At 74.5% G+C, this 25512-nt stretch carries 20 protein-coding genes and 1 pseudogene; 15 read left to right on the forward strand and 6 right to left on the reverse strand.

Annotated elements, in window-relative coordinates:
* Positions 1-546 precede the first annotated feature (546 nt).
* Positions 547-1347, forward strand: coding sequence for a LuxR C-terminal-related transcriptional regulator (locus MCM47_RS13250; protein WP_238861756.1), 801 nt, complete (start codon positions 547-549; stop codon positions 1345-1347).
* Between the two features lie 91 nt (positions 1348-1438).
* Positions 1439-2224: a TrmB family transcriptional regulator sugar-binding domain-containing protein gene (locus MCM47_RS13255; RefSeq protein WP_238861757.1), complete on the forward strand. Its 786-nt coding sequence runs from the start codon at positions 1439-1441 to the stop codon at positions 2222-2224.
* Positions 2225-2377: 153 nt separating this feature from the next.
* On the opposite strand, the gene MCM47_RS13260 is transcribed toward MCM47_RS13255, so the two are convergent.
* Entirely contained in the window at positions 2378-2584 is a 207-nt protein-coding gene (locus tag MCM47_RS13260; protein WP_238861758.1) for a DUF6269 family protein, read from the reverse strand.
* 251 nt (positions 2585-2835) lie between these two features.
* Positions 2836-6759, reverse strand: coding sequence for an amino acid adenylation domain-containing protein (locus tag MCM47_RS13265; protein ID WP_238861759.1), 3924 nt, complete (start codon positions 6757-6759; stop codon positions 2836-2838).
* A gap of 384 nt (positions 6760-7143) precedes the next feature.
* On the opposite strand from MCM47_RS13265, the gene MCM47_RS13270 reads away from it, so the two are divergent.
* The 3 genes from MCM47_RS13270 (at position 7144) to MCM47_RS13280 (ending at position 8232) form a co-directional block, all read left to right on the forward strand.
* Positions 7144-7383 (forward strand): hypothetical protein, encoded by a 240-nt coding sequence (locus MCM47_RS13270; RefSeq protein ID WP_238861760.1) that lies wholly within the window; start codon positions 7144-7146, stop codon positions 7381-7383.
* Positions 7384-7564: 181 nt separating this feature from the next.
* Entirely contained in the window at positions 7565-7768 is a 204-nt protein-coding gene (locus MCM47_RS13275; protein ID WP_238861761.1) for a hypothetical protein, read from the forward strand.
* Entirely contained in the window at positions 7765-8232 is a 468-nt protein-coding gene (locus tag MCM47_RS13280; protein ID WP_238861762.1) for an SsgA family sporulation/cell division regulator, read from the forward strand. The genes MCM47_RS13275 and MCM47_RS13280 overlap by 4 nt, the downstream gene beginning before the upstream one ends.
* A 160-nt stretch (positions 8233-8392) precedes the next feature.
* Here MCM47_RS13280 and MCM47_RS13285 read toward each other — a convergent pair whose 3' ends face one another.
* A complete protein-coding gene (locus MCM47_RS13285; protein WP_238861763.1) occupies positions 8393-8803 on the reverse strand; it encodes a DUF5997 family protein in 411 nt (136 codons plus the stop codon).
* Between the two features lie 69 nt (positions 8804-8872).
* Here MCM47_RS13285 and MCM47_RS13290 point away from each other — a divergent pair, with 69 nt between their 5' ends.
* From MCM47_RS13290 to paaK, 7 genes are all read left to right on the forward strand, one after another.
* Positions 8873-9736: a LysR family substrate-binding domain-containing protein gene (locus MCM47_RS13290; RefSeq protein WP_238862133.1), complete on the forward strand. Its 864-nt coding sequence runs from the start codon at positions 8873-8875 to the stop codon at positions 9734-9736.
* Between the two features lie 196 nt (positions 9737-9932).
* Positions 9933-11129 (forward strand): esterase family protein, encoded by a 1197-nt coding sequence (locus MCM47_RS13295; protein WP_238861764.1) that lies wholly within the window; start codon positions 9933-9935, stop codon positions 11127-11129.
* 399 nt (positions 11130-11528) lie between these two features.
* On the forward strand, positions 11529-11804 hold the full coding sequence (locus MCM47_RS13300; protein ID WP_238861765.1) for a heavy-metal-associated domain-containing protein: 276 nt from the start codon (positions 11529-11531) through the stop codon (positions 11802-11804).
* A gap of 130 nt (positions 11805-11934) precedes the next feature.
* Positions 11935-14208 carry a cation-translocating P-type ATPase gene (locus MCM47_RS13305; RefSeq protein WP_238861766.1) on the forward strand — a complete coding sequence of 758 codons (2274 nt, stop codon included), beginning with the start codon at positions 11935-11937 and terminating at the stop codon, positions 14206-14208.
* 128 nt (positions 14209-14336) lie between these two features.
* Positions 14337-14855: a histidine phosphatase family protein gene (locus MCM47_RS13310; RefSeq protein ID WP_238861767.1), complete on the forward strand. Its 519-nt coding sequence runs from the start codon at positions 14337-14339 to the stop codon at positions 14853-14855.
* Positions 14856-15115: 260 nt separating this feature from the next.
* Positions 15116-15892 (forward strand): Mut7-C ubiquitin/RNAse domain-containing protein, encoded by a 777-nt coding sequence (locus MCM47_RS13315; RefSeq protein WP_238861768.1) that lies wholly within the window; start codon positions 15116-15118, stop codon positions 15890-15892.
* 129 nt (positions 15893-16021) lie between these two features.
* The gene (paaK, locus tag MCM47_RS13320) at positions 16022-17362 is read left to right on the forward strand and encodes a phenylacetate--CoA ligase PaaK (RefSeq protein ID WP_238861769.1); all 1341 of its coding nucleotides are present in this window, start codon (positions 16022-16024) and stop codon (positions 17360-17362) included.
* A gap of 55 nt (positions 17363-17417) precedes the next feature.
* On the opposite strand, the gene MCM47_RS13325 is transcribed toward paaK, so the two are convergent.
* Positions 17418-19055 (reverse strand): amidohydrolase, encoded by a 1638-nt coding sequence (locus tag MCM47_RS13325; RefSeq protein ID WP_238861770.1) that lies wholly within the window; start codon positions 19053-19055, stop codon positions 17418-17420.
* A gap of 210 nt (positions 19056-19265) precedes the next feature.
* Positions 19266-20720 carry an APC family permease gene (locus MCM47_RS13330; protein ID WP_238862134.1) on the reverse strand — a complete coding sequence of 485 codons (1455 nt, stop codon included), beginning with the start codon at positions 20718-20720 and terminating at the stop codon, positions 19266-19268.
* A gap of 179 nt (positions 20721-20899) precedes the next feature.
* Between MCM47_RS13330 and MCM47_RS13335 the strand changes: the two are divergent.
* From MCM47_RS13335 to MCM47_RS13345, 3 genes and pseudogenes are all read left to right on the forward strand, one after another.
* Positions 20900-21601, forward strand: a pseudogene (locus MCM47_RS13335) (TetR/AcrR family transcriptional regulator); the annotation flags it as partial.
* A 238-nt stretch (positions 21602-21839) separates the two neighbouring features.
* Complete coding sequence (locus MCM47_RS13340) at positions 21840-22445, forward strand: disulfide bond formation protein DsbA (protein ID WP_238861771.1); 606 nt, start codon at positions 21840-21842, stop codon at positions 22443-22445.
* Positions 22446-22554: 109 nt separating this feature from the next.
* Positions 22555-22944, forward strand: a complete 390-nt coding sequence (locus tag MCM47_RS13345; RefSeq protein WP_238861772.1) for a helix-turn-helix transcriptional regulator — start codon at positions 22555-22557, stop codon at positions 22942-22944.
* 178 nt (positions 22945-23122) lie between these two features.
* On the opposite strand, the gene MCM47_RS13350 is transcribed toward MCM47_RS13345, so the two are convergent.
* Complete coding sequence (locus MCM47_RS13350) at positions 23123-25486, reverse strand: collagenase (protein WP_238861773.1); 2364 nt, start codon at positions 25484-25486, stop codon at positions 23123-23125.
* Between the last annotated feature and the right edge of the window lie 26 nt (positions 25487-25512).

The following is a 25512-nucleotide window of genomic DNA, read 5'->3' on the forward strand; positions in this document are numbered from 1 at the left end:
CGGTCAAGCGGGGGAGAAGGGCACGAGTCGGCGCGTGCCGGCGCAGCGGTGGACCGAGTGGGGCGAGGGGCGGAAGCGTGACCGTCGGTCGGAGGTGGCCCCAGGGGTCACGGTGAGAACGTAGGGCGACTCTCCGGTGCCGGAACGGGCGGTGGCCTGAAGCGGCGCGGGGCGCTACGGGTGGTGAGGGGGGCGTCGCCCGCGGTGGCGGAAGCGGAGTGGCCGACCATCTGTTCGGGCGGGCGGTGGCATCTTCTTGCCTCACGCGTGACGGGACCGTGTGCCCCCCGTAGGGCCTGGTGTAGCGGCCGGTTTCAGCCTGCGCACATTCGTTGACGCTCAGGGATGGACGAACTAGTGTCAGCGATGATCTATGTCCCGTCGCGCGACCCTTGACACTCATGACGAACGGTCAAGTACCGATCCGGTAGCCGGTGCACCGCACGGCCGCCACCGGCCCGGGTCGCGCGCAGGGAGTAGTACGGGGTGGATCAACGGGGGCGAGGAATGGTGGAGCAGAAGAGCACGGCTGCCCTGGAGGCGGCCATGACACAGGTCCATGCGGAGCGGGTGGAGCAGGCGTTGCTCCAGGCCCGCGCCCTGATCGAGTCCACGGTATCGCTGCACCGGCGACGGTCGGGCGGTCCGCCGCCCGTCGCACGGACGGAGGCCGAGGCGCTCGGCGAGGCGCTCGACCAGCTGGTGAGCGGCGCCCGGCGCTCTGTGAGCCTGGCGCTGCCCACCACCGGCGAGTTCGCTGCCCGCGCGGCGCCCGCGCTGGCCGCGCTGGCGGCCCAGTGGTCGGCGGACCAGGCGCGCGCCGCCGGCGGCGGTCCGGCCGCCCCGTCGGTCCAGGAGGGGCTGGTGGTCCGGGTGCTCTGCGTGGGCAGCGGCATCGACACCGCCCTTGCCCTCGCCCGCCGGCTGCGCGGCCCCCGGGTCGAGATCAGGGTCTCCGAGACCGAGTTGCGCGAGGCGCTGGTCGTCGACGGTCGCGGCGCGCTGGTCCGCTCCGGGGCCGAGCACAGCGGCGGCAACGCCGTGACGGTCAACGACCCGGCCGTCGTCCGCGCGCTCGATCTGCTCTTCGCCAGCGCCTGGACGCGCGCCCGCCCGCTGGTCGACCACCTGGGCCTGAGCTCCAGGCTTGTCAAGGACCCGGCCCGGCGCATCCTGGAGATGCTGAGCGAGGGCCACACCGACGAGGCCGCCGCCCAGGAGCTGAACGTCTCGCTGCGGACGTACCGCCGCCACGTGGCCGAGATCATGCGGGAACTGGGCGCCAACTCCCGCTTCCAGGCGGGGGTCCGGGCCGTCGAGCTGGGGCTGCTGTCCACCTATGGCTGAGACGACCGGAGCAGGCCCCCGAAACGGTGGGGAGCGGGCCCGCGGCGCGGGAGAGACGACGGGCCAAGCCGTCGGGGAGACGAGGAGCGCGGTGCCGAACCAGGCCGAGGACGAGCTGGAGGAGGCCCTGCTCGAAGTCAGCGCGATGATCGAGTCGACCGTCGCCATGCACCGGGACCGCTACTCCACCGACCGGATGCTCAGCACGGTGGACGGCGACTACGACGCCGTCCTCGACACCGCGCACGAGATCATCGTCGGGGCCACGACCAGCATCGACATCGTGCACGCCCGGCGCGTCGCCGGGGAGGGCCGACAGGGGCGCTCCGAGCGGCAGTTGCTCTACAGCGCGGATGCGGCCGTCGGTGTGCGGCTGCTCAGCTCGCCCGAGATGCTCGACGACGAGTTCGTCCGCGAGCAGCTCGGCCGGGAACGCCCGGTCGCGGTGCGCGTCGCGCGGGTTCCGCCGCTGCAGGCGATCATCGCCGACGGGACCACCGCGTTGGTCGTCACCGGCACGGCCGTGGCCCGCCGTGCCTCGGTGATCCGGGTGCCCGAGGTGATCCACACCCTGCACATCCTCTTCGACAACGTCTGGCGCACCGCCGTGCCGGCCAACGAGCGGATCGTCTTCGGCGACCGCGCGCGGGCCGCCTTCGCCCGCCAGATCCTCGGCGCGCTGCGGGCCGGCGTCACCGACGAGGTCGCCGCCCGCGACCTGACCGTCTCGGTGCGCACCTACCGGCGCTACGTGGCGGAGATCATGGCCCTGCTCGGGGCCAACTCCCGCTTCCAGGCGGGGGTGAGAGCGGCCGAGCTGGGCCTGCTGCCCCCGTCCGGCCCGGACGGCCGGCCGCCGGCCCGCAGCGGGGAGTAGCGCGGCCGGCCCGGCGGCCCACCGCCGGGCCGCCGACCGCTGCCCCTCCCGCGTACGGGTCCCCGGTGCCTGCGACGTCACGCCCCGCATGCTACGGGCACCCGGTTTCGCCACTCTTTCGCTCCTCTTTCACGCTCTCCCCCCACCCGTGGCTCACTCCTCCTCGACCTCCGGCGGCTGCGCCGGCTGCGAGGCGATGAGCTCGGTGAGCACGTCGATGTACCTGGCCAGCACGTCTCCCCAGGGTGCGTCGCCGGCCCGCAACTCGGCTTCCTGCTCGGCGTCGTGGTCCTGCTCGATCTGTTCCAGGACGGCAAGCGGGTGCGGGATCTGGACGGAGTCGAACCGGTCGTCGCTCAATGTTTCCTCCTGAAAGTGGCGCCGTTCCCATGGTGCCCCCGCGCCCTCAGGATTCCCTTGACCGATATGGTCTTCCTTGCGGGCGCCTATATTCGCCGTCGCACGGTTCGGACGCGCGGTGCGTCGTCCCCGGTTCCTCGGCGGCCGCGGGCGGCCACGCCCCACACGGTACGTCAGGATGCTTTCTCTGCTTCGCATTTGAACGACGTGGCGCCGCCCGATGGTTCACCGGGCGGCGCCACGCGCCGGCCCTACCGCCCCTGGCGGCCCCGGATCGCCGTGACCAGCTCGTCGATGCCCTGCTCCCGCAGCACGGCGTAGTGGTCGCCGGCCAGCGACAGCACGGTCGGCGGGGTGCTGGCGTAGCCGGACCGGCCCTCCAGGAAGGCGTACTCGTCGCCCGCCGCCTTGACGACGGTCACCGGGGCCGCCAGCCGCCGGTCGGCCAGCTCGCGGAAGCTGTACTCGAACTCGTACGTCTCCTCGACGATCCGGGTGATCCGGCGGATCAACTCCTCGTCCAGCTCCGGGAAGTTGCGGTGCACGAAGGCGGTGAAGCCGTCCGCGTCCCGCACCTGGGCGAGGCAGGCCTCCAGTCCGGGCCCGCTGATCGAGCCGGCGAACACCGAGTACAGGATGGTCAGGTAGGCCGGGTTGCGGTAGGACGACTCGCGCCCGTACCGCTCGCCGTCCGCCCGGCGCACCTCCGGGTTGCCGGGGCAGATCAGCAGCAGGTCCGCGACCTGCTCGCCGGCCTGCTCCAGCTGCCAGGCGGTCTCGAAGGCCACCCGGGCTCCGAAGGAGTACCCCCAGAGGGTGTAGGGCCCCGCCGGCTGCACCCGGCGGATCTCGGCGAGGTCGGCGGCGGCCGTCTCGCGGACGGTCGGGTACGGCGTCTCGCCGGCGTTCAGGCCGTACGCCTGGACGCCGTAGAACGGCCGGCCCGTCCGGCTGCCGAGCAGCCGCAGGTTCATCGGGTAGCCGCCCAGCCCCGGCCAGCAGAACACCGGAGCGCCGGCGCCCTCCCGGTGCAGCGGCACCAGCCGCGAGGCGGGCTCCGCGGTGCCGGCGTCGATCCGGGCGGCGAGGTCCGCCAGCTTGGGGCTGCCGAACAGCACCTGCATCGGCAGCCGGGTGCCGAACTCGCGGTTGACCCGGTTGATCAGCGCCACGGCGCTCAGCGAGTTGCCGCCGACGGCGAAGAACTCGTCCTCCGTCGAGACGTCCGGGTACTTCAGCGCGGCCGACCAGGCCGCGGCGAGCCGCTGCTCGGTCGGCGTGGCCGGGGCCGCGAACGGGCCGCCCGCCGGCGTGCCGCGGACCTCCTCCCGGGAGGCCAGCACCTTCAGGTCGACCTTGCCGTTGGCGGTCAGCGGCAGCTCGTCCAGGACCAGCACCCGGTTGGGGACCATGTAGTCGGGCAGCAGGGCGACCAGGTCGTCCCGGACGATCTCGGCCGGGCCCTTCATGTGGACGGCGTCCTCCACCATGCCCTCGCTGCGGATCTGCTCCTCGCCGACCCGCCCGCCGAGGAAGAAGTACGACGGACCGGTGGCGATCCCGCACTCGGTGAGCACGGCGTCGATCCGCCGGGCCGACGGCAGCGGGTGCCCGGACTTCGAGCTGTAGCCCGAGGACATCAGCCCCAGACCGAGGGTCACGCCCCGGCGCTGCAGGTGGTGCAGCACAGTGCCGAGGCGGAGGTAGGCCAGCCAGGGCTGTTCGGCCCGGCCGAGCGCGGTGATGCCGAACGCCGCCCGCCGGTACACCTGCTGGTTGATCGCGATCACCTGCCGCGACTCCACCAATGCGTCCGAGATCCGGGTCAACTCCCCGTCGGCGTAGCGGTACTGGCCGGCGGGCAGGCCCTCGACCCGGCCCGGGTGGGCCTGGAGGAGCAGCTCGGTGCGGCGCGGCACGGCCCGGCCGTCCTCCGGGGCGATCGTGAAGCTCCCGAGGTAGTGGTCCTGCGGCGCGACGTCCAACCGGCCCTTCACCTCCGGGTGGTGGCCGAGCGGCCGGATCGCCAGCCCGAAGCCGGGCAGCACCTCCTCGAAGACGCCCACCATGTGGCCGGCCTCGAACTCCAGCACCTCCTGGATGTTGTTGCGGTACACCGGCTCGATCGCCCCGCGCCGGCCGAGGAAGTGCACGGCCAGGCCCGGGCCGCCGGCGGCCGCGTCGCCGACCCGCACCAGGGTGTGCTCGACGGGGTGGTGGTAGTACACGCCCGAGGGGAGTCCGGCCGGGCCGCCGGTGCCGTCCGTCTCCAGGTAGAGCTGGGTGGCGTAGAGCGCGCCGGGCGAGGCGTAGGAGTACTTCGGCAGCAGCCGCTCCTCGCTGTGGAACTGCCCGAACCACCTCAGGATCGTGCCGAGTTCGGCGAGCTCCGGCCCGTCCTTCCGGCGTGCGGCCGGGGCGGCCGGACGCGGGGCCAGCAGCGCGAGCAGCTCGTCCCGGGTGACCGGACCGTCCTGGTAGCAGCGGTAGGTCTTGCGGGCGAACGTCTCCCGGCGCTGCTGCTCGGTCTCCCGCCGGCCGGGCAGCGCCACGACGGGCCGGCCGGCCAGGTCCTCCGCGGTCCGGACCCCCGGGTCCGACAGCTGGGCACGCACCTGGACCCGGCCGGCCTTGGACTGGTGGTGGCCGCCGTGGTTGCCCTGGTCCATCAGGGCCGCCTCACGGGGGTTGAGCTCGATGCACGCGACCAGGGTCGGCCGGCCGGTCCGCGGATCGCCGGTGACCACGGCCGCGGCCCGCCGCACCCAGGTGTGCTCCTCGACGGCGAGTGCGACCTCGTCCAACTCGACGCGGTAGCCGCGTAGTTTGACCTGGTTGTCGGCCCGGCCGGTGCACTGCAGGGTGCCGTCCGGGTTCCAGTGGGCGAGGTCGCCCGTGCGGTACAACCGCTCGCCGGGCAGGTGCGGCGAGGAGACGAATCGCTCCGCCGTCAGGTCGGGCCGGTGCAGGTAGCCCCGGGCGAGCTGGACGCCCGCCAGGTGGAGCTCGCCGGTCGCGCCCGGCTCGACCGGCGCCAGGTCCGCGTCCAGGACGAAGCAGCGGGTGCGGTCGACCGGCAGCCCGATCGGCACCGACCCGGCCTCCCCGGCGAGCTCGTCGGGGTCGACCAGGTGCGCGGTCGCGTTGATCGTGCACTCGGTCGGCCCGTAGAGGTTGACCAGGGACGCCCCCGGCAACGCGGTGAGCACCGACCGCGCCAGGCGGCGGGAGAGCGGCTCGCCGCCCGAGTACACCCGGCGCAGCGAGGTGCAGCCGGCCAGCTCCTCGTGCTCCACCAGGGCCTGGAGCAGGGTGGGCACGCACTGCAGGGTGGTCACGCCGTGCTCCCGGACGGTGGCGATCAGGCGCTCGGGGTCGCGGTGGATGCCCGGTGCGCCCATCACCACCCGCGCGCCGGCGGCCGGCGCGAGGATCTCCCACTGCGCGGCGTCGAAGCTCATCGGCGTCTTCTGCAACACCGTGCTGTCGGGGCCCAGGTGGCCCTGGGCGCCCAGCCAGCGCAGCTGGGAGACGATGCTGCGGTGCTCGATCATCACGCCCTTCGGCCGGCCCGTGGAGCCGGAGGTGTAGACGACGTAGGCCAGCGAGGCGGGGTGCGGGCCGGGGGTCGGCTCGCCGGGGCCGTGGCCCTGACCGGGGATCGGGTGCGTGCCGGACTCGGCGTGCGCGTCCGGCGGGGCGCCCCTCTCGGGCTGCGCGGTGCGGCCGGCCGGGATCCGGGGGTGCACGCCGGCGACGACGATCCGGGTTCCGTGCGGGGCGAGGTCGGCCAGCCGGGCCCGGAGGTGCTCCTGGGTGACGACCACCCCGGTCCGGCTGGACTCGATCATGTAGCGGATCCGCTCCTCCGGGTACTCCGGGGAGAGCGGCAGGTACGCGGCCCCCGCGCAGAGGATGCCCCAGACCCCGGTCATCAGCTCCAGCGACGGCTCCACGAACAGGCCGACGCAGTCGTCGGCCCGCACGCCGAGGGGGCGCAGGCGGGCGGCCAGCGCGTCGGCGGCCGCTTCGAGCTGTCGGAATCCGAGGCGTTCGCCGTCGGCGACGACGGCCGTGGCGTCGGGCCGCTCGGCGGCCTGCGCGCGGAGCAGGTCCGGTAGGCACTCGGCGGTGCGGGTGTCGTGCGGGGCGAGCAGCGCGGACTGTGCGGTCATGGTGGGACCTCGGGGGTGGGTGCGGACGGGAGGGGGTCGCCCGGCGAACCGGACTGCCGTCCACGCTCCGCCACCCGTCGTCCCGAACACCCGGGGCACCGGCCGCTTCTCCCGCCCGGACCGGTCCCGGCCCGGGCGCGGCCGCCGCACGGGACCGTCCCGACCCAGCCGGGCCCCGTCCCGGGTGCGCGCCGCGGATCCCCCGGCCCGGCTCGGGCGGCGGTGGAGTGCCCGATCGGGCGGCCGGGCGTCAGGAGGTCGTCAAGGAGCGGCCGGCGGGCGTACGGCCCGCGTCAAGGGCGGCCCCATCCGCACCGGGGCGCGCTCCACTGGAGTCACGGGCCCGGACCTGCGGCCCGCAGCCCCCGGAAGGAAGCGCCCGCCATGAGTGAGAGCCGGACCGCCGTCGCCGATCCGAACGCACTGCCGCTGCGCCGCCGTGTCGCCGCCCCCGCTCCCGCCCCCGGGACGGCTCCGAGCCGCGCCGTCCGCCGGGACCGGTTCGAGGCCGCCCGGGCCGAGGACGGGACGGGGCGGATCGCGGCCGTCGCGGAACCGGCCGGCGACCTCGCGCTGCGCACCCGAGCCGCCCACTGCCGGATCGCCATGCAGTACCTCGACTGATCCCGGCCGACGCACGGCAGACCCGCGGCCGGTCGGCGGCCGATGCACGGCCCGGCCGGACGGCCGGGCAGCGGCCCCGGGCAGGCCCGGGGCGGTTGTGCGGCACCGCCGGGGGTCGCACCAGGGGGTGGGTGCGGCCGTTGGAGGGTTACCGCCGGTGGGGTCCGTCGTTCTCCAAGGCATGAGAAGCGACCGCCCCGCCCTGGCCATCGCCAACGAGGAAACGATTCTGCACGAGCAGGTGCCGATCTTCGCCCACCTCGTCGCGGTCTGGGCCAGGTGCGGCCGCACCGTCCCCGGCCGGGCCGACGACGAGTGGCATGAACTGCTCCAACCACCGCGGTTCTTCCCACCGGCCCCCGCAGCCCCGGGGGAACCGGAATGACCGACCGGGAGACCCCGCGGGTGCCGCCGCAGCGGTCCGGCGCGGAGTCCGCCGTCATGGACCTGGACCTGCGCACGGTGGTCTCCCCCGGTCTCAGCATCCTGGTCCGGGCACGGCTGCGGTACCACCGGGCCGAGCCGTACGCGGTCTACCTCGACAGCCATGTCGACCGGGACGAGCCGATCACCTGGATGTTCGCCCGGGAGCTGCTGGCGGCGGGGCTGGAGGGGTGGGCCGGGGTAGGCGACGTGTCGGTGCACCCCGGCGTGGGCGGCGAGGCCGGGACGGTGTTCATCGCGCTGGGCGGCGACGAGAGCAGCGTCGTGCTGCGGGCCCGGGCCGCTGAGGTCAGGACCTTCCTCGGCCGCACCGAGTGCGTGGTCCCGTACGGCCGCGAGCGCGAGTTCGTCGACCTCGACGTGCTGCTGCGCCGTCTGCTGGAGGCCGGCCCGCCGGAGGCGTGAGCCGGGACCGCCGCCCGCGGGCGGGGCACGGCGCGTGGGCGAGGGGCGGGGCCCGGGCGCGCGCCGCCGGGGTGCCGGTCGATTCGCGGGTGCGCCGCCGGCCCGGGCCGGGGAGGCCCGGGCGGCCGGGTGGCGGCTCACCGCCGGCCGGCGGTGGGCGTCAGCGTCCCTTGGCGGCCTGCTCGGCGGCCTGCTTCTCCTGCTTCTCCTTGATCCGCACGGCCTCCTTGCGGACCTCGGCCTGGAGGGCGCGCTCCCGCTCCAGCCAGGACGGGTTCTCCTCCTTGAGCGCGTCGATCTGCGCGGTGGTGAGCGCCTCGGTGACGCCGCCGCGGGCCAGGCCGGAGACGGACACCCCGAGCTTGGCGGCGACCACCGGGCGCGGGTGCGGGCCGTTGCGGCGCAGGTCGGCGAGCCACGCCGGCGGCTCGGCCTGCAGGGCGTTCAGCTCCTCGCGGGAGACCACGCCCTCCTGGAACTCGGCGGGGGCGGCGTTGAGGTAGATGCCCAGTTTCTTGGCCGCCGTGGCCGGCTTCATGGTCTGGGTGGTCTTCGGCTTGAGCGATGTCATGGTCACCAGGGTAAGCGAGTGCGTGGCGTACCCGGTCACGGTCGGTAGCCTTGGTGCGTGACAGAGAGCGTGACAGAGATGCAGGCGAGCCCCTCGTTCCGGCTGGTGTACGTGCCCGGCGTGACGCCCGGTAAGTGGGTCCGGGTCTGGGAGGAGCGGCTTCCCGACGTCCGGCTCGACCTGGTCGCGGTGCCGGTGGCGGAGGGCGAGCCGACGCTGCTGGGCGGCGGCGCGGACGCCGGCCTGGTCCGGCTCCCGGTCGACCGGGACAGCCTCAGCGCGATCCCCCTCTACACCGAGACCACCGTGGTCGTCTTCCCCAAGGACCACTGGCTGGCGGCGGCCGACGAGGTGCCGGTGGCGGACCTCGCCCACGAGGTCGTCTTCCACCCGCAGGACGACGCCCTCGGCTGGGGGGCCGACCTGCCCGGGCGCCCCGCTTTCGAGCGCCCGGCCACGACGGCGGACGCCGTCGAGCTGGTCGCGGCGAACGTCGGGGTCCTGCTCGTCCCGCAGTCGCTGGCCCGGCTGCACCACCGCCGCGACCTCACCTACCGCCCGGTCCCGGACGCTCCGCAGTCCCAGGTGGCCCTCTCCTGGCCCCAGGACCGGACCACGGACCTGGTCGAGGAGTTCATCGGCATCGTCCGTGGCCGGACGGTGAACAGCTCGCGCGGGCGCGGCCAGTCGGCCCCCGCCGAGCAGCCGAAGCAGCAGCCCCGAGGCGGCACGGGCAAGCCGGCGGGCGGCAAGGCGGCGGGCGGGTCGGCCGGGGCGAAGGCGGCGGGCGGCCGTTCGGGCGGCGGGAGGACCGGCGGCGCCCGGTCTGGCGGGGGCAAGGCCGGCGGAGGCAAGGCCGGCGGAGGCAGGACCGGTACCGGACGCTCCGGGGGAGCCAAGCCGGGCGCCCGCCGGGGCCGCCCCGGCAGGTAGCGCCCGCCGGGGTCGGTAGCGGCCGTTCGGGCTGGTAGCACGTTCCCCGGCCGGGACTCCGGCCCGTCCGCCGCGCCGTTCCCAGGAAGCTCCCAGGAAAGATCAACCGGACGGCAACCGAACAGGCGTTCCCTGCTGTCATCCAGTGAGACCGGGCACACGGGCCCGGACGGCACAGGAACCGGGCGCGAACGCGATGAATCTGACTGGCACTCCCTTCCTCGTCCTCACCGTCGTCCTCTTCGGGGCGTCGATAGCGCTGGCCATGGCCCAATGGCTGGGCAGAGGAGCCTTGTTCGGGCCGGCGCGGACGGCGGAAGGGCGGCGCACGCCGCTGCGCGTGCTCTCCTACCTCGGCACCGTGCTGCTCTGCCAGTTCACCGCCGTGGCCATGGTCTTCGTGATCGTCAACAACGAGAACCAGCTCTACGACAGCTGGGGCGACCTGCTGGGCACCTCCAGTCACGTCCGGGCGGTGCCGGTGCCGCCGAAGGACGAGGGCCTGGCCGGCGACCGGGGTGTCACCCCCGGTGGCCCGTCCGGTGGTCCGTCCGGCGGGCCGTCCGGGACCCCCGCGCCGAAGGTGGCGCAGGCCTTCCACGCGCCCGATTCGGACGCGGTGCCCAGGAGCGTCAAGCAGGCCGACCTCAAGGGCCGGCTCTCCGGCGTCGACGGCGAGGTCCTCGTCTGGACGCCGCCGCAGTACGACGACCCGGCCTACAAGGACAAGACCTTCCCGGTGGTCGAACTGCTCGTGGGCTTCCCCGGATCCTCCAGCGCCTGGTTCGGCGACACCATGAACGCGACCGGGCAGCTCGAACCGCTCATGAAGTCCGGTCAGGTGACGCCGTTCATCCTGGTCGCACCGCGGGTCACCCTCCTCGGCGGCACCGACACCGGCTGCGCCGACGTCCCGGGCAAGGTCAACGCCGAGACCTGGCTCTCGCGGGACGTCCCGCAGATGGTCGTGGACAACTTCCGGGCGGACGCCACGGCGGACCGCTGGGCCCTGTCGGGCTACTCCGCCGGCGCCCACTGCGCCCTGCGCCTGGCACTCGCGCACCCGAACCGGTACCGCGCCGCGATCAGCATGTCCGGGTACAACAATCCGGCGGGCGAGCCGTCCTCGCTGACCGCCAAGGACCCGAAGCTGCGCGAGAGCGCCAACCCGCTCCACATCCTCACCCACGCCCCGACGCCGCCGAACGTCGCCCTCTACCTGACCGGCAAGCGGGGTGACGGACTGGAGGACGCGACGGCCCTCCAGCAGGCCGCGAAGAGTCCGACCACCGTGACGCCGTTCGAGACCACCGGCCCGCACCTGACGTCGACGTGGAAGCCGCTGGTCGTCCCGACCTTCACGTGGCTGACCGGAATCATCCCGCCCCGTTGACCGCGGCGGCGGGTCACCCTTCTGACGGTCCGTCCGGCAGTCCTCCGACAGTCCTCCGACAACCCGCTGACGACCCTTTGGCGACCCTTTGACGGCCCGGCCGGAGACCCTCCGGCCGGGCCCTCCCCTTGGGCGGATCGGAGGGCGGGCGGCCCGGCCGTGACCCGTTCGTCGGCCCCCGCCCGCCCCTGCGCTCAAGGAGCACGGCTGCTCCGGTGGATACGCCGGGGGGTATACCGGCCAGGTATGGGGTCCGGAGCGCGGGCCGGTGGGCCGGCATCCGCAGGCGAACGGGTTGCGATGCATACCCCTGGGGGGTATAAAGAACTCACTCGAGGCAATACCCCCAGGGGGTATGTGCCCAAAGTTCGGAACCAGTCACCCCGTACGGAGGAAACCATGTCCTGCTGCTCCAGCAACGGCACCTGCTCCACCACCGCCACCGTCGAGCCCGCCCCTGCCGCCGTCACCGCCGTCTACGCCGTGGCCGGGATGACCTGCGGCCACTGTGAGCAGGCTGTCGGCAAGGCCGTCGCCGGGCTGCCGGGCGTCACCGCCGTCTCGGTCGACGTCCGGGGCGGCCTGGTGACCGTCTCCGCGGAGGCGGAGCTCGATGAGGCGGCCCTGCGTGCCGCGATCGACGACGCCGGCTACGAGCTGACCGGCCGCGCCTGACCGCCCCGACCCGCTCCGGGTCCGGTACCCCCGGGGGGTTTGCCGGGCGGAGGCCGGCCGGGCGACCCTCCCCGCCTACGCTCCCGCCCGCACCCCCGACCCGTCGCACGACCACTCACGAGGAGTTCAGATGACCACGCAGGCGCCCGCCTCCACCGAGGTGGAACTCCGGATCGGCGGCATGACCTGTGCGTCGTGCGCCGCCCGGATCGAGAAGCGGCTCAACCGGATGGACGGCGTGACCGCCACCGTCAACTACGCCACCGAGAAGGCGAAGGCGGTCGTCGCGGGCGGTGTCGGGGCCGCGGAGCTGATCGCCGCCGTCGAGGCCGCCGGCTACACCGCCGTCCCCCGCCCGGAGGCCGCGGAGCCGGCCGGGGCCCCGACCGCCGGGGCCCCGACCGCCGGCACGCCGGACGGCGGCGGGCCGGACGATCTGGCGCCGCTGCGGCAACGCCTGATCACCGCGCTCGTGCTGGCCGTCCCCGTGGTCGCGATGGCGATGGTGCCGGCGCTGCAGTTCACGAACTGGCAGTGGCTCTCGCTCACCCTGGCCGCGCCGGTGGTCACCTACGCCGCCTGGCCGTTCCACCGGGCCGCCTGGACCAACGCCCGGCACGGCGCGGCGACCATGGACACCCTGGTCTCGCTCGGCACCGGCGCCGCGTTCCTCTGGTCGCTCTGGGCGCTGTTCTTCGGCCACGCCGGGATGCCGGGGATGCGGCACGGGTTCGAGCTGACCATCGCCCGCGGCGACGGCTCGTCCGACATCTACCTGGAGGCCGCGGCCGGCGTCACCGCGTTCATCCTGGCCGGCCGCTATTTCGAGGCCCGCTCCAAGCGCAGCGCGGGTGCCGCTCTCAAGGCGCTGCTGGAACTCGGCGCCAAGGACGTCACCGTGCTGCGGGACGGCGCCGAGGTCCGCATCCCGACCGCCGAGCTGGCCGTCGGTGAGCGGTTCGTGGTGCGTCCCGGCGAGAAGATCGCCACGGACGGCACGGTGGTCGAGGGCGCCTCGGCCGTGGACGCCTCGATGCTGACCGGCGAGTCCGTCCCGGTCGAGGTCGCGGTGGGCGACGCCGTCACCGGTGCCACCGTGAACGCCGGCGGCCGGCTGGTGGTCGCGGCCACCCGGGTCGGCGCCGACACCCAGCTCGCCCGGATGGCCCAGCTGGTGGAGGACGCCCAGAACGGCAAGGCCGCCGCCCAGCGCCTCGCCGACCGCATCTCCGCCGTGTTCGTGCCGATCGTGATCGCCCTGGCCCTGGCCACCCTCGGCTACTGGCTCGTCACCGGCGAGGGCTGGACGGCCGCCCTCACCGCGGCCGTGGCCGTGCTGATCATCGCCTGCCCGTGCGCCCTCGGCCTGGCCACCCCGACCGCGCTGATGGTCGGCACCGGGCGCGGCGCCCAGCTCGGCGTCCTGATCAAGGGCCCCGAAGTCCTCGAGCAGACCCGCCGCGTCGACACCGTTGTCCTCGACAAGACCGGCACCGTCACCACGGGCCGGATGACCCTGCTCGCCGTCCGCACCGCCGAGGGCGTCACCGAGCACGAGGCGCTGCGGCTGGCCGGCGCGCTGGAGCACGCCTCCGAACACCCCATCGCCGCCGCCATCTCCGCTGCCGCCGTCGAGCGCACCGGCACCCTGCCCCCTGTCGAGGGCTTCGAGAACGTGCCCGGCCTCGGCGTCCAAGGCGTGGTGGACGGCCACGCGGTGGTCGCCGGCCGCGAGGCACTGCTCGCCGACTGGGCGCAGTACCTGCCCGAGTCGCTCGCCGAGGCCAAGCGGGCCGCGGAGGCCGCCGGCCGGACCGCCGTCGCGGTCGGCTGGGACGGCGTAGCGCGTGCTGTCCTGGAGGTCGCCGACGCCGTCAAGGAGACCAGCGCCGAGGCCATCGCCCAACTGCGAAAGCTCGGTCTGCGGCCGGTGCTGCTCACCGGCGACAACACCGTCGTGGCCGAGGCGGTCGCCGCCGAGGTCGGCATCGCCCCGGAGGACGTGATCGCCGAGGTGCTGCCCGAGCAGAAGGTCGACGCCGTCCGGCGGCTGCAGGCCCAGGGCCGGGTCGTCGCGATGGTCGGCGACGGCGTCAACGACGCGGCCGCACTCGCCCAGGCCGACCTCGGCCTGGCCATGGGCACCGGCACCGACGCCGCCATCGAGGCCGGCGACCTCACCCTCGTCCGCGGCGACCTGCGCGCCGCCGCCGACGCCATCCGGCTCTCCCGCCGCACCCTCGCCACCATCAAGGGCAACCTCTTCTGGGCCTTCGGCTACAACGTCGCAGCGATCCCGCTCGCCGCCGCGGGCCTGCTCAACCCGATGATCGCCGGCGCGGCGATGGCCTTCTCCTCGGTCTTCGTGGTGGGCAACAGCCTCCGGCTCCGGACCTTCCGCTGACGCCTGCGGTCCCCGGCCGGCCGCCCCTCACTCGTTCGGGTGAGGGGCGGCCGGCATCTCCGGCGGCGGGCCGCGCGGTGGCTAGCGTCGGCGGAAAGCCCGCAGCCGTACCGAGGAGACGCACCGTCGTGAGCACTGAACAGACCCGCAGGATCGTCCTGGTCCGGCACGCCAAGGCCGAGTGGTCGGACGGCGACGACCACGACCGCCCGCTGGCCGACCGGGGGCGCAAGGACGCCCCGGCCGCCGGCCGGTGGCTGGCCGGCGCGGGCATCACACCGGACCTCGCCGTGGTCTCCACGGCGGTGCGCACCCGGGAGACCTGGGGGCTGATCTTCGCCGAACTGCCCACGCGGCCCCGGACCGTCTACGAGGAGCGTGTCTACGAGGCGAGCCTCGGCGAGCTGATCGCGTTGCTCAACGAAGTCCCGGACGAGGTGGCGGACCTGGTGGTGGTCGGCCACAACCCTGGGATGCACGCCCTGGCCGACGCGCTCGCCGGCGAGGCCGACGGCGACCTGCTGGCCCGGATGAACCGCTCCGGGTTCCCGACCGCCGCCGTCGCCGTGCTCACCTTCACCGGCTCCTGGAAGAGCGTCGAGCACGGAGTCGCCGGGCTGGCCGCGTTCTGGGCACCGCACGCCTGACCAGCGCAGCGCGGGGCGGCCCGCCCCGCCGTGCCCTGTCGTGCCCCGCCCCGCCCCGCCCCGCGCGCTCCCGCCGTCGGCTACCGCACCGGCACGAGCAGATGCCGGCCGACCACCGGGCGGGCCTTCGCCACCTGAGCGTCGGTGCCCGGGCGCCGAAGGCGGGCGGGCGCCGGGCGCGCGGCGGCCGACGCGGCCCGTGACCCGGCACGGGGCCAAATCGCTGGCCAGGGCCGACCGGCCGCTGGCATGCTGACCGGGTGGAGAGACCGGAGATCTGGCTGAGTTTCGCCCCGGAGCTGCACCTCTTCGTCGCTTCGCGGCGGCGGGCGGCCCCGACGGCCGTGCGGACGGACGGCGCCTCGACCCTCGGCCACCTGGTGCAGTCGCTCGGCGTCCCGCTGACCGAGGTCGGCAGCCTGCTGGCGGACGGGAGGCCGGTGGACGACGCGCACGTCCCCGGCCACGGCGAGCGGATCGCGGTGCACGGCGTCACCCGCCCGCAACCCTCCGCCGCCCCGCTGCGGTTCCTGCTCGACGTCCACCTCGGGACGCTGGCCCGCCGGCTGCGCCTGCTCGGCATCGACGCGGCCTACGAGAACCCGGACATCGGCGACGCCGCGCTCGCCGCCCGCTCGGCCGCCGAGCGGCGGGTGATGCTCTCCCGCGACCGAGGCCTGCTGCACCGCCGCGAGCTCTGGGCCGGCGCGTACGTCTACAGCCACCGGCCCGACGAGCAACTGCGGGACGTGCTCTCCCGGTTCGCGCCGCCGCTCGCTCCCTGGAGCCGCTGCACCACCTGCAACGGCACGCTGCGCAGCGTCGCCAAGACCTCGGTGCGCGACCAGCTCCGGGACGGTACCGAGCGCTCCTACGACGCCTTCGCGCAGTGCACCGCGTGCGGCCAGGCCTACTGGCGCGGGGCCCACCACGCCAGCCTGGACGCCATCGTGGCCGACGCCGTGCGCGAGTTCGGCGGCGGGCGCCCCGTCGCCGAAGGGCCCGACGGTGCGGCCCGGACGGCGGCCGCCGGCTGATCCTGCCGCGGCGGCGGCCCGGCGGCGTCCCTTGACAGCCGGTGCGGCTGCTGGGTTACTGGGGCGTGCCCGCGCTGACCGAATGATCGGTCGGGTTCGGGAGGGGTCGGCCACGACGGAGGAGGCGCCATGAGCAGCAGACCGCCCGCCCCGGCGCGCCTGGGCGAGCCGCTGCCGGTGGAGCTGCTGGACGCCGGGGAGCGGATGACCGGCGAGGAGCTGCGCGCCCACCAGCTCGAGCGGCTGCGGGCCACCCTGCGCCACGCCTACGACCACGTCGAGCTCTACCGGCGGAAGTTCGACGCGGCCGGGGTCGGTCCCGAGGACTGCCGCACCCTCGCCGACCTCGCCCGCTTCCCGTTCACCACCAAGGCCGACCTGCGCGACACCTACCCGTTCGGCATGTTCGCCGTCCCCATGGCCGACGTCCGGCGGATCCACGCCTCCAGCGGCACCACCGGGCGGCCGACCGTGGTGGGCTACACCGAGCACGACCTCTCGGTCTGGGCCGACGTGGTCGCCCGCTCGATCCGGGCGGCCGGCGGCCGGCCCGGCCACAAGGTCCACATCGCCTACGGGTACGGGCTGTTCACCGGCGGCCTGGGCGCGCACGCCGGCGCCGAGAGGGCCGGCTGTACGGTGATCCCCGCCTCCGGCGGCATGACGGCCCGCCAGGTGCAGCTGATCCGGGACTTCGGGCCCGAGGTCGTCATGGTCACCCCCTCCTACCTGCTCACGCTGCTGGACGAGTTCGAGAAGCAGGGCGTGGACCCGCGCACCACCGCGCTGCAGGTCGGCATCCTCGGCGCCGAGCCGTGGACGGAGGAGATGCGCCGCGAGATCGAGGAGCGGACGGGCATCCACGCCGTCGACATCTACGGACTCTCCGAGGTGATGGGCCCGGGCGTCGCCCAGGAGTGTGTGGAGACCAAGGACGGCCTGCACATCTGGGAGGACCACTTCTACCCGGAGGTGGTGGACCCGCTGACGGACGAGGTGCTGCCCGACGGGGACCGCGGCGAGATCGTCTTCACCTCGCTCACCAAGGAGGCGCTGCCGGTCATCCGCTACCGGACCCGTGACCTGACCCGGCTGCTGCCCGGCACCGCCCGCCCGGTCTTCCGGCGGATGGAGAAGGTCACCGGCCGCAGTGACGACCTGATCATCCTGCGCGGGGTGAACGTCTTCCCCACCCAGATCGAGGAGATCCTGCTCCGCGTCCCGGCCGTGGCGCCGCACTTCCAGCTCCGGCTCACCCGGCGGGGCCGGCTGGACCACATGACGGTCCGGGTCGAGGCCCGCCCGGACACCGGGCCGGAGCAGCGCGCCGCCGCCGCGGCGGAGATCGTCGGGGCGGTCAAGGACGGCGTGGGCGTCACCGTGGAGGTGGAGGTGCTCGACCCGTACACGCTGGAGCGCTCGGTGGGCAAGATCAAGCGGATCGCGGACCTGCGCGAGCAGGACGGGTAGCGGCCCGCGGTCCGGAGGGTGGGCTCCCCCCGGACCGCGAGCGTCGTCCGGGCGGTCAGTCGGCCGTGTGGACCAGCTGCCCGCCGACGTACGTCCGCAGGACGCGCGCCTCGGCGATCTCCTGAGCGGGGGCGGTGAGGATGTCCCGGTCCAGCACCACCAGGTCGGCCAGGTGGCCCGCCCGCAGGCTGCCGGCGTCGTCGTGGCCGTTGACGTGGGCGGAGCCCGCCGTGTAGGCGGCCAGGGCCGACACCAGGTCGAGCCGCTGCTCGGGGAGGAAGACCCGCCCGTCGGTGGCCTCCGGCTCCATCCGGTTGACCGCCACGTGCAGCCCGGCCAGCGGATCGGGGCTGCTGACCGGCCAGTCGCTGCCGGCGGCCAGCGTGGCGCCGGCCCGCAGCAGGTCGCCGAACGGGTACTGCCAGGAGGCGCGCTCGGGGCCGAGGAAGGGGATGGTCAGCTCGTCCATCTGCGGCTCGTGCGCGGCCCAGAGCGGCTGGATGTTGGCGATGGCGCCGACCCTGGCGAACCGGGCGACGTCCTGCGGGTGGACGACCTGCAGGTGGGCGAGGTGGTGGCGGGTCGCCCGGCGGCCGTTGGCGGCCCGGGCCGCCTCGACGGCGTCCAGCGCCTCCCGCACGGCGCGGTCGCCGAGCGCGTGGAAGTGCACCTGGAAGTCCAGCGCGTCCAGCGCGGTGACGTACTCGCGCAGGGCTGCCGGGTCGACGAAGCTCAGGCCGCTGTTGCCGGTGGCGCAGCCGCAGCCGTCCAGGTAGGGGCTGGTCATGGCGGCGGTGAAGTTCTCCGCGATGCCGTCCTGCATGATCTTCACCGAGCCGGCCCGGAACCGGCCGTGGCTCAACTCGGTTCGCCGGGCGACCAGTTCGGGGATCTGATCGGCGCCGCGGTCGCGTTCCCACCAGAGCGCACCGGTGACCCGGGCGGTCAGCGTGCCGGCCCGCGCGGCGGCCAGGTAGGCGTCGGAGGGGTCGGGCTGGCCGTTGAACACGCCGAGCAGCGCGTCCTGCCAGCCGGTGATGCCGAGCGAGTGCAGCAGCTGCTGCGCCCGCAGCAGTCCGGCCAGCCGGTCGGCGGCGGTGGACGGCGGCACCAGCCGGGCGACCAGGGCGGTGGCGCCCTCCTGGAGGACGCCGCTGGGGGAGCCGTCCGCCTCGCGCTCGATCCGCCCGTCCGCCGGATCCGGGGTGTCCTTGGTGAGGCCGGCGAGTTCGAGCGCCCGGGTGTTGGCCCAGGCGCCGTGGTGGTCGCGGTTGGTCAGGTAGACCGGGCGGTCCGGGACCACCGAGTCGAGCAGCTGCCGGGTGGGCAGGCCGCCCTCGAAGCTCTCCATCGACCAGCCGCTGCCGGTGATCCAGGCCTGGTCGGGGTTGGCCTCGGCGTACGCGCGGACCCGGGCGAGGTAGTCGTCCACGCCGACGGTGCCGGTGAGGTCGCAGGCGGCCAGCTCGGTGCCGCCGTAGACGGCGTGGACGTGCGCGTCCTGGAAGCCGGGGATCAGCAGCTTGCCGGTGAGGTCGACGACCTCGGTGCCCGGCCCGATCAGTTCCCGCACCTCGTCGTGGCCGACGGCGGTGATCCGCTCGCCGGCCACGGCCAGGGCGGTGGCCCGGGTGCGGGCGGGGTCGCCGGTGTGGACGGGGCCGTGGGTGAAGACCAGGTCGGCCTTGTTCATGCGTGGTGCTCCAGACGGATCTTGGTGCGGGCGGTTCGGTCGGTGCGGGTGCGGGTGGTGCGGGACCGGCTCGGCGCCGGTCGTCGGGTCCGGGCCGGCCGGGAGTCGGGTACCCCGGGACGCTCCCGCGGTACCCGCTCGCGCGGCCGGTCCGGCCGTCCGGCCGTCGCCGGACGGCCGCGGGGCGTCCGACGGGCGGACGGTCGGTGCTCAGGCGGCCGGCGCCGGGGCCGCGGGGGCGGCGTCGTCCCCGGCGGGCCGCAGGAAGTACGCCGAGCGCCGCCGCCAGCGCGCCCAGGCCGCGGCCACCAGGCCGGTGCCGATCATCAGCACCGGGACCAGCAGCTCGAACCAGCCGTTGTCGGCGGAGAGCTCGAAGTGGTCGGCGGAGTCGTAGAAGGTCCAGGCGAGGTAACCGCCGACCAGCAGCAGCACCACCGCGCCCAGCAGCGGGCCGACCACCGCGCGCAGGCCTTCCAGCGGCGCGGTGCGCAGCAGGTGGCGGAAGCGCACGGCCGAGGCGACGGCGGTGAGCGCGTAGTAGAGCGCCACCACGATGCCGATCGCGTTGACGGCGGCCGAGATGAGGTCGCCGACGGTGGGGATGGCGATCGAGAGCAGCGCCAGCACGCAGGCGATGCCGGTGATCAGCAGGGTGCCGGCCGCCGGGGTCAGGTGCTTGGCGTGCAGCCTCGTCCAGACCGGGCCGAGCACGCCGTCGCGTCCCATGGCGTACAGGCCGCGGGCGGTGGGGATCACCGAGGCCTGCAACGAGGCGACGGCGGAGAGCGTCAGCGCGATCAGCGGCAGCGCGGCCAGCGGCTGGTCGGCCAGCTTGGAGCCGAAGTAGGCGAGCCCCTGCGCGCCGTTGTCGGCCAGTTCGTCCAGCGGCAGCACCCGCTGGAAGGCGGTGCCGGCGAGCAGGAAGAGCAGCATCATCACCACCAGGGCGAGCAGGCCCGCGCGGGAGGCGTCCCGCGGGTCGCGGACCTCCTCGCCCACGCTGAACACCGACTCGAAGCCCCAGTAGCAGAACACCGCGAGCACCATGCCCTGGGCGAGCGCGCTGAGCGAGGGGATGTCGAAGGGGTTGAACCACTGCAGCGAGAAGGGCTGGTCCCCGGCGAAGAGGCCGTAGCCGCAGAACGCGAGCAGCACCCCGTACTCGAAGACCAGCAGGTACTTCTGCAACCGGGCGGCGAGGTCGAGCCCGCGGACGGCGACCAGCGAGGCGGCGATCAGGACGGCCAGGCCGATCAGGGTGCACTGGAGCGTGGAGTCCGGGTCCAGGCGCAGACCGGCGACGGAGTGGACGGTGGCCTGGCCGAGCAGCTGGACGATCGCGGAGCCGGTCACGGTCGTCGTGTAGGCCATGAAGACCACGGTGCCGACGGTGTTGACCCAGCCGGTGAGGAAGCCGAGCCAGGGGTTGAGGGTGCGGCCGACCCATCGGTAGCTGCTGCCGGCGTCCGGGTCGACCTGGTTGAGGCGCCCGTAGCCGCCGGCGATGGCGAGCACGGGGAGGAAGGCGAGCAGCATGATCGCCGGGAGGTGGAGGCCGACGACGCCGGCCGTCAGCCCCAGGCCGATGCCGATGCTGCTGGTGGCGGCCGTGCTGGAGGCGGCGATCGCCGCCCCGTCGAGCAGGCCGAGGGACTTGCGCATGGAGACGGGGGAGTCGGGCGAGCCGAATCTCGCGCCGGAACCCGTGTCCTGGACGGTTTCTGCCAAGGGAACACCGCCTTGCGTGGTGGGGGAGGAGTGGGGGCGGCCGAACGGCCGGTGGCTGGCCATGAAACCGTTGCACCCGTTACACGTCAATGCTGTTGTCATAAGCTCGGGCCATGGCAGAACGAGTGGTTCCGGAGCCGCAGCGGCGGCGCAGGCGGCCGACCAAGCAGGGCACCGTGCTCTCGGCCGACATGATCGTCGAGACCGCGCTGCGGCTGGTCGGGCAGCACGGCGCCGAGGCGCTGACCGTCCGCCGGCTGGGGGCGGCACTGGGGGCCGATCCGAGCGCGATCTACCGCTACTTCCACAGCACGGACGACCTGCTGCTGGCCCTCGCCGACGAGCTGGTGGGCCGGGCCCAGGACGGCTGGCGGCCCACCGGTGACTGGCGGGCCGACCTGCGCTCGATCGGCCTGCGGATCCACGCCGCCTACCAGGCCCACCCGCAGGCCGCGCTGCTCGCCGCGCACCGGACCACCGGGCGCGGCCACGAGATGCTGGCGGTCGAGCGGATCCTCGGCGTGCTGCGCCGGGCCGGCTTCCCCGACCACGAGGCGGTGCCGATCTACCACGCCTTCGTCGACCAGGGCCTGGCTTTCGCGGCCCTCGACGCGGCCGCCCTGGCGCTGCCGGCCGCCGCGGCGACGGCGGACCTCCAGGTCTGGCCGCAGCGCTACGGCCGGGTGGGCGCCGACACCCACCCCAACATCGCGGCCACCGCGCCGCTGCTGGAGGCGGAGATGCGGCGCAGCGGCTACCCGTTCGCGCTGGAGCTGCTGCTGGACGCGGTGGCGGCCCGCCACCCGGGCGCGGGCGCAGGCGCGCCGGCGGGCACCGGTGCGGCGGAGGCGCCGGTGCAGGGCGGGGCGCGGGTACGGGCCGAGGCACCGGTGCAGGACGTCGCGCCGGTACGGGCCGAGGCACCGGCGCGGGGCGTGGAGCGGGCCGCGGACCGGACGCCGGAGAAGGCCGCCCTGCGGCCCCGAGTGGCCCAGGATCAGGGCGGCCGATCGGACCTGCCGGCCGGTCCACCCGCTCCGTAGCATCGGTCGGGTGACCACCAGAGTCGACTTCTACTTCGATCCCGTCTGCCCGTTCGCCTGGATCACCTCCCGCTGGATCCTGGAGGTCGAGCGCCGGCGCGAGCTCGACCTCACCTTCCGGGTGATGAGCCTGTCCGTCCTGAACGAGGGCCGCGATGACCTCCCCGAGCGGTACCGCCGGCTGCTCGACACCGGGTGGGGGCCGGTGCGGGTCTGCATCGCCGCCGCCGAGCGGTTCGGCGAGCACGTCCTGCGCGACCTCTACACCGCGCTCGGCACCCGCCTGCACGAGCAGGACCGGGAGGCCGACGACACCGTCCTGCGCGAGGCCCTGGTCGAGGCCGGCCTCCCCGAGGAACTGGCCGGCGCCGCCACCAGCACCGCGTACGACGTCGCGCTGCGCAAGAGCCACCACGAGGGGATGGACCCGGTCGGGGAGGAGGTCGGCACGCCGACCATCCACGTCGACGGCACCGCCTTCTTCGGGCCGGTGCTCACCGCGATCCCGCGCGGCGAGGAGGCCGTCCGGGTCTTCGACGGCGTCCGGCTGCTGGCCGGCCATCCGAAGTTCTTCGAGCTCAAGCGCACCCGGACCGGCTCGCTGGACTTCTCCTGAGGCCTGCGCCCGGGGCCGCCCGGCCTGGACGGCGGTCCGCGCCGGCGAGGGCCGGGCCGTGCCCGCCGCGCGGATGAGCCCCACCACGGGCGGCCCTTACGATGGCGCCATGAGCGGGAGCCTTCGGCTGTCAGATGCACAGAGGTCGCAACAGCACGTCCACGGCCGGCCGGGCGGCGAGGGCCGGACCGGGAACGACGAGCGGCTGGAGACGGCCGCGGGCATCCTGGCGCTGTTGGCGGACCGGACCAGACTGGCGCTGATGCAGCGGCTGAGCGAGGGCGAGGCCGACGTGACCACGCTGACCGAGGCCTGCGGTGCGGCCCGGCCCTCGGTCAGCCAGCACCTGGGCAAGCTGCGGCTGGCCGGCCTGGTGAGTACCCGCAAGGACGGGCGGCGGGTGGTCTACGCGCTGCGGCACGGGCACCTGCGCCGCCTCGTCGACGAGGCGCTGAACGTGGCGGACCACCAGCTCGGCGGGCTGCCGCCGCACGACTGAGCCGAGCCGGCCCGCTGCGCCGGCCGGGGTCACCGGCGGTCGCAGCGGGCCGGGGGCGGCCCGTCCGGAACGTGTCCCACACCCGCCCCGGACGGGCCCTTCCGACCGGGGCTGAACCGGCCGGGCGCCGGCCCGGTGCCGCGGTGGGGCGCGCGCCGGGCCGGCTCACCCTGCTCCGTCACCGGCGCAGGGGGCCTTCGCAGGTGTAGTCGGCGGTGCCGGCCCGGCCGTCCGGCCAGACGTCGACCTTGCCGAACCAGCAGTTCATGTCGGCGAGGTTGTTGGCGGCGCCGCCGCCGCGCGCCAGCAGGTAGTAGTCGACCGTCGAGGCCATGTCCTGGCGGATCCGGCCGGTGTCGGCCGCGTCGGTGAGGTTGGCGGTGATGCGTCCGCTGCAGCTGAAGCGCATCTTGTTGTCCCAGTCGGCGTTGTCCTTGCAGACCGGGGTGTTCGAGGTGGCGGCGGCGAAGGCCGACTGCACCTCCGAGGCCCACGCGTAGGCGAGCGCACCGTTCGGGGCGAAGGTGGTCGCCGGTACGTAGAGGTCGTCGGCCTGCGGGATCCGTGCGTCCAGGTAGGCGGTGTACTCGGCCTGGAGTCCGGCGTCGCGGCCGAGGCGGTCGCGCCAGGCGTCGTAGCCGGCCCTGTCGTCGGCGCGCAGCAGCCGGTACATCTCGGCCAGCCGGTCGGGGTGCTTCTCGCCGAGCAGGTTGAAGAACGTCGCCGCGTACGGGTAGGCGCGGAACCCCTGGCTGTCCCAGGTGGCGTGCAGGATCTGGTCGACGGTCAGGCGCGGCGTCCCGGCCTGGTCGTCCCACCCGACCTGGCGGACCATGTACTTGCGCGCCTTGACGCCGTCGTCGCGGGTGGCGCCGGCGAAGTACTCGGCGGTGCCCTCGTTCATGGCGAAGGTGGCGTCCCCCGGCCAGCGGGTGGTGTAGCCGGACTCGGGGATGGCCCAGCGGGCGTTCAGGTAGTGGGTGTACTCGTGCCGGAACAGCTCCTCCAGGCTGAAGTACGACTCCTGGGCGGTGCGCTGGTAGGTGTAGAAGGTGGAGCGGTCCTCCAGGAACATGCCGCCGTTGTTGACGTCGCCGATGCCGAACAGCAGGCTCTGGAAGGCCTGGTAGTTCGTCTTGGTGTCGTAGAGCTGGACGGTGAGCACGGGGTGCTCGTCACCGGCCAGCGGCTGGTCGGTTCCGATGGTGCGGAAGAACTGGGCCTTGACCTGCTTGGTGGCGTAGTAGAGCTGGTCGGCGGTGGCGCGGTCGAGCGCCGTGCGAACGACCAGGGCGCCGTTGTCGTAGCTGTAGGTGTGGGGGAAGAGCTGCCGTTCGATGTCGGCGCGGCAGACCCCGTACTGGCTGCAGAGGCCGAGGTCGTTGACCGGGCCGACCAGGTTGGCCCACGGGCGGCTCATCCGGCCGAAGCCGGCCTCGACCTGCTGGAGTTGGCCGCCGATCCGCTGGGTGAGCTCGGGCCGGAGCGCGGCGATCTGGCCGAAGCGGCCGTACTCCAGCATCGCGTCGGCGACCGCCCACTCGCTGGACGTGCCCTTGAGGTGGGTGTAGCCGGCGTAGGCGCGGAAGGCCTCGCGGTAGTCCGCGTCGGCGGCGACGGCGGCCCGGAAGAGGCCCTGCGGGTCCTCGCCGACGTTGGCGATGCCCTGGAAGTCGAGCTGGAGGGCGCCCTGGACGGCCCAGTTCCACCCGGGGTTGCCGACGGCCGCGCTGCCGGGTGCGAACATCCGCATCACCTGCTTGACCAGCCCGAGGCGGTTGGTGCGCAGGCCGGGCGCGGTGGCGGCCTGCAGCAGCTCGCCCATGGTGTCGCCGTTGGCCGTGGTGGGTTCGAAGACCCGGGGGTTGGCGGTGTAGTCGCGGATCGCGCGGTCGATCGCCGCGACGGTGGCGCCGTCGCTGATGTCGACCTCGGGGTGGTAGAAGTCGAAGTACACCGCGACGTGCAGGAAGTACCAGAGCTCGTGCTGGTTGCGGTTGTCGGCGCTGTCGAAGGACGGTGCCAGCTCGCTCACCCGGGCGGCGACGGCCTGCACGTGCGCGGGCGTCATCACCTTGGCGGTGCGGACGTCCCAGTTGACCAGCAGCGGCCGCAGGCAGTCCTGGTAGGTGTGCGCCGGGTCGGCCAGGAAGTCGGCGAGCGCGGCGGGGCCGAGGGCGGTGAAGGCCTCGGGGGTGCAGGTCGTGCCCGGTGCGGTGGTTGCGGCGGTCGCCGCCGGGCCGACCGGAGCGCCGGGCTGGGTGCCGGTGGTCGGCTGCAGGGCCGCGGCGCCGGGCCAGCCCTGCGGCCCGATCGCGGACGTGCCGCCGGGGGCTGCGCGGTGACCGACCCGGTCGGCGGCGGCCGGGTCGGGCGACGATGCGGGCGACGACGCGGTGGCGGCCCGGGGGGCCGCGGCCTGCGTGATGGCGGCCGGGCCGGGGTCGGCGGCGGCCTGGACGGTCTGCACCAGTGGCGTCGCCAGGGCGGCCGCCAAGGCGGCGGAGAGCAGGGTGTTGCGCACGGTGACGGTCGGGGGCACCGGTTCTCCTCGGTGAGGTGTGGGGG

The sequence above is a fragment of the Kitasatospora sp. A2-31 genome, assembly GCF_022288725.1.
GTDB lineage: Bacteria > Actinomycetota > Actinomycetes > Streptomycetales > Streptomycetaceae > Kitasatospora.

Excerpts from the sequence above, each read along its gene's own strand:
- MCM47_RS13280 (WP_238861762.1), top strand. The coding sequence starts at position 7,765 with ATGACCGACCGGGAGACCCCGCGGGTGCCGCCGCAGCGGTCCGGCGCG.
- MCM47_RS13265 (WP_238861759.1), bottom strand. The coding sequence starts at position 6,759 with ATGACCGCACAGTCCGCGCTGCTCGCCCCGCACGACACCCGCACCGCC.
- MCM47_RS13275 (WP_238861761.1), top strand. The coding sequence starts at position 7,565 with ATGAGAAGCGACCGCCCCGCCCTGGCCATCGCCAACGAGGAAACGATT.
- MCM47_RS13270 (WP_238861760.1), top strand. The coding sequence starts at position 7,144 with ATGAGTGAGAGCCGGACCGCCGTCGCCGATCCGAACGCACTGCCGCTG.
- MCM47_RS13285 (WP_238861763.1), bottom strand. The coding sequence starts at position 8,803 with ATGACATCGCTCAAGCCGAAGACCACCCAGACCATGAAGCCGGCCACG.
- MCM47_RS13300 (WP_238861765.1), top strand. The coding sequence starts at position 11,529 with ATGTCCTGCTGCTCCAGCAACGGCACCTGCTCCACCACCGCCACCGTC.
- MCM47_RS13345 (WP_238861772.1), top strand. The coding sequence starts at position 22,555 with ATGAGCGGGAGCCTTCGGCTGTCAGATGCACAGAGGTCGCAACAGCAC.
- MCM47_RS13305 (WP_238861766.1), top strand. The coding sequence starts at position 11,935 with ATGACCACGCAGGCGCCCGCCTCCACCGAGGTGGAACTCCGGATCGGC.
- MCM47_RS13325 (WP_238861770.1), bottom strand. The coding sequence starts at position 19,055 with ATGAACAAGGCCGACCTGGTCTTCACCCACGGCCCCGTCCACACCGGC.
- MCM47_RS13250 (WP_238861756.1), top strand. The coding sequence starts at position 547 with ATGACACAGGTCCATGCGGAGCGGGTGGAGCAGGCGTTGCTCCAGGCC.
- paaK (WP_238861769.1), top strand. The coding sequence starts at position 16,022 with ATGAGCAGCAGACCGCCCGCCCCGGCGCGCCTGGGCGAGCCGCTGCCG.
- MCM47_RS13295 (WP_238861764.1), top strand. The coding sequence starts at position 9,933 with ATGAATCTGACTGGCACTCCCTTCCTCGTCCTCACCGTCGTCCTCTTC.
- MCM47_RS13330 (WP_238862134.1), bottom strand. The coding sequence starts at position 20,720 with ATGCGCAAGTCCCTCGGCCTGCTCGACGGGGCGGCGATCGCCGCCTCC.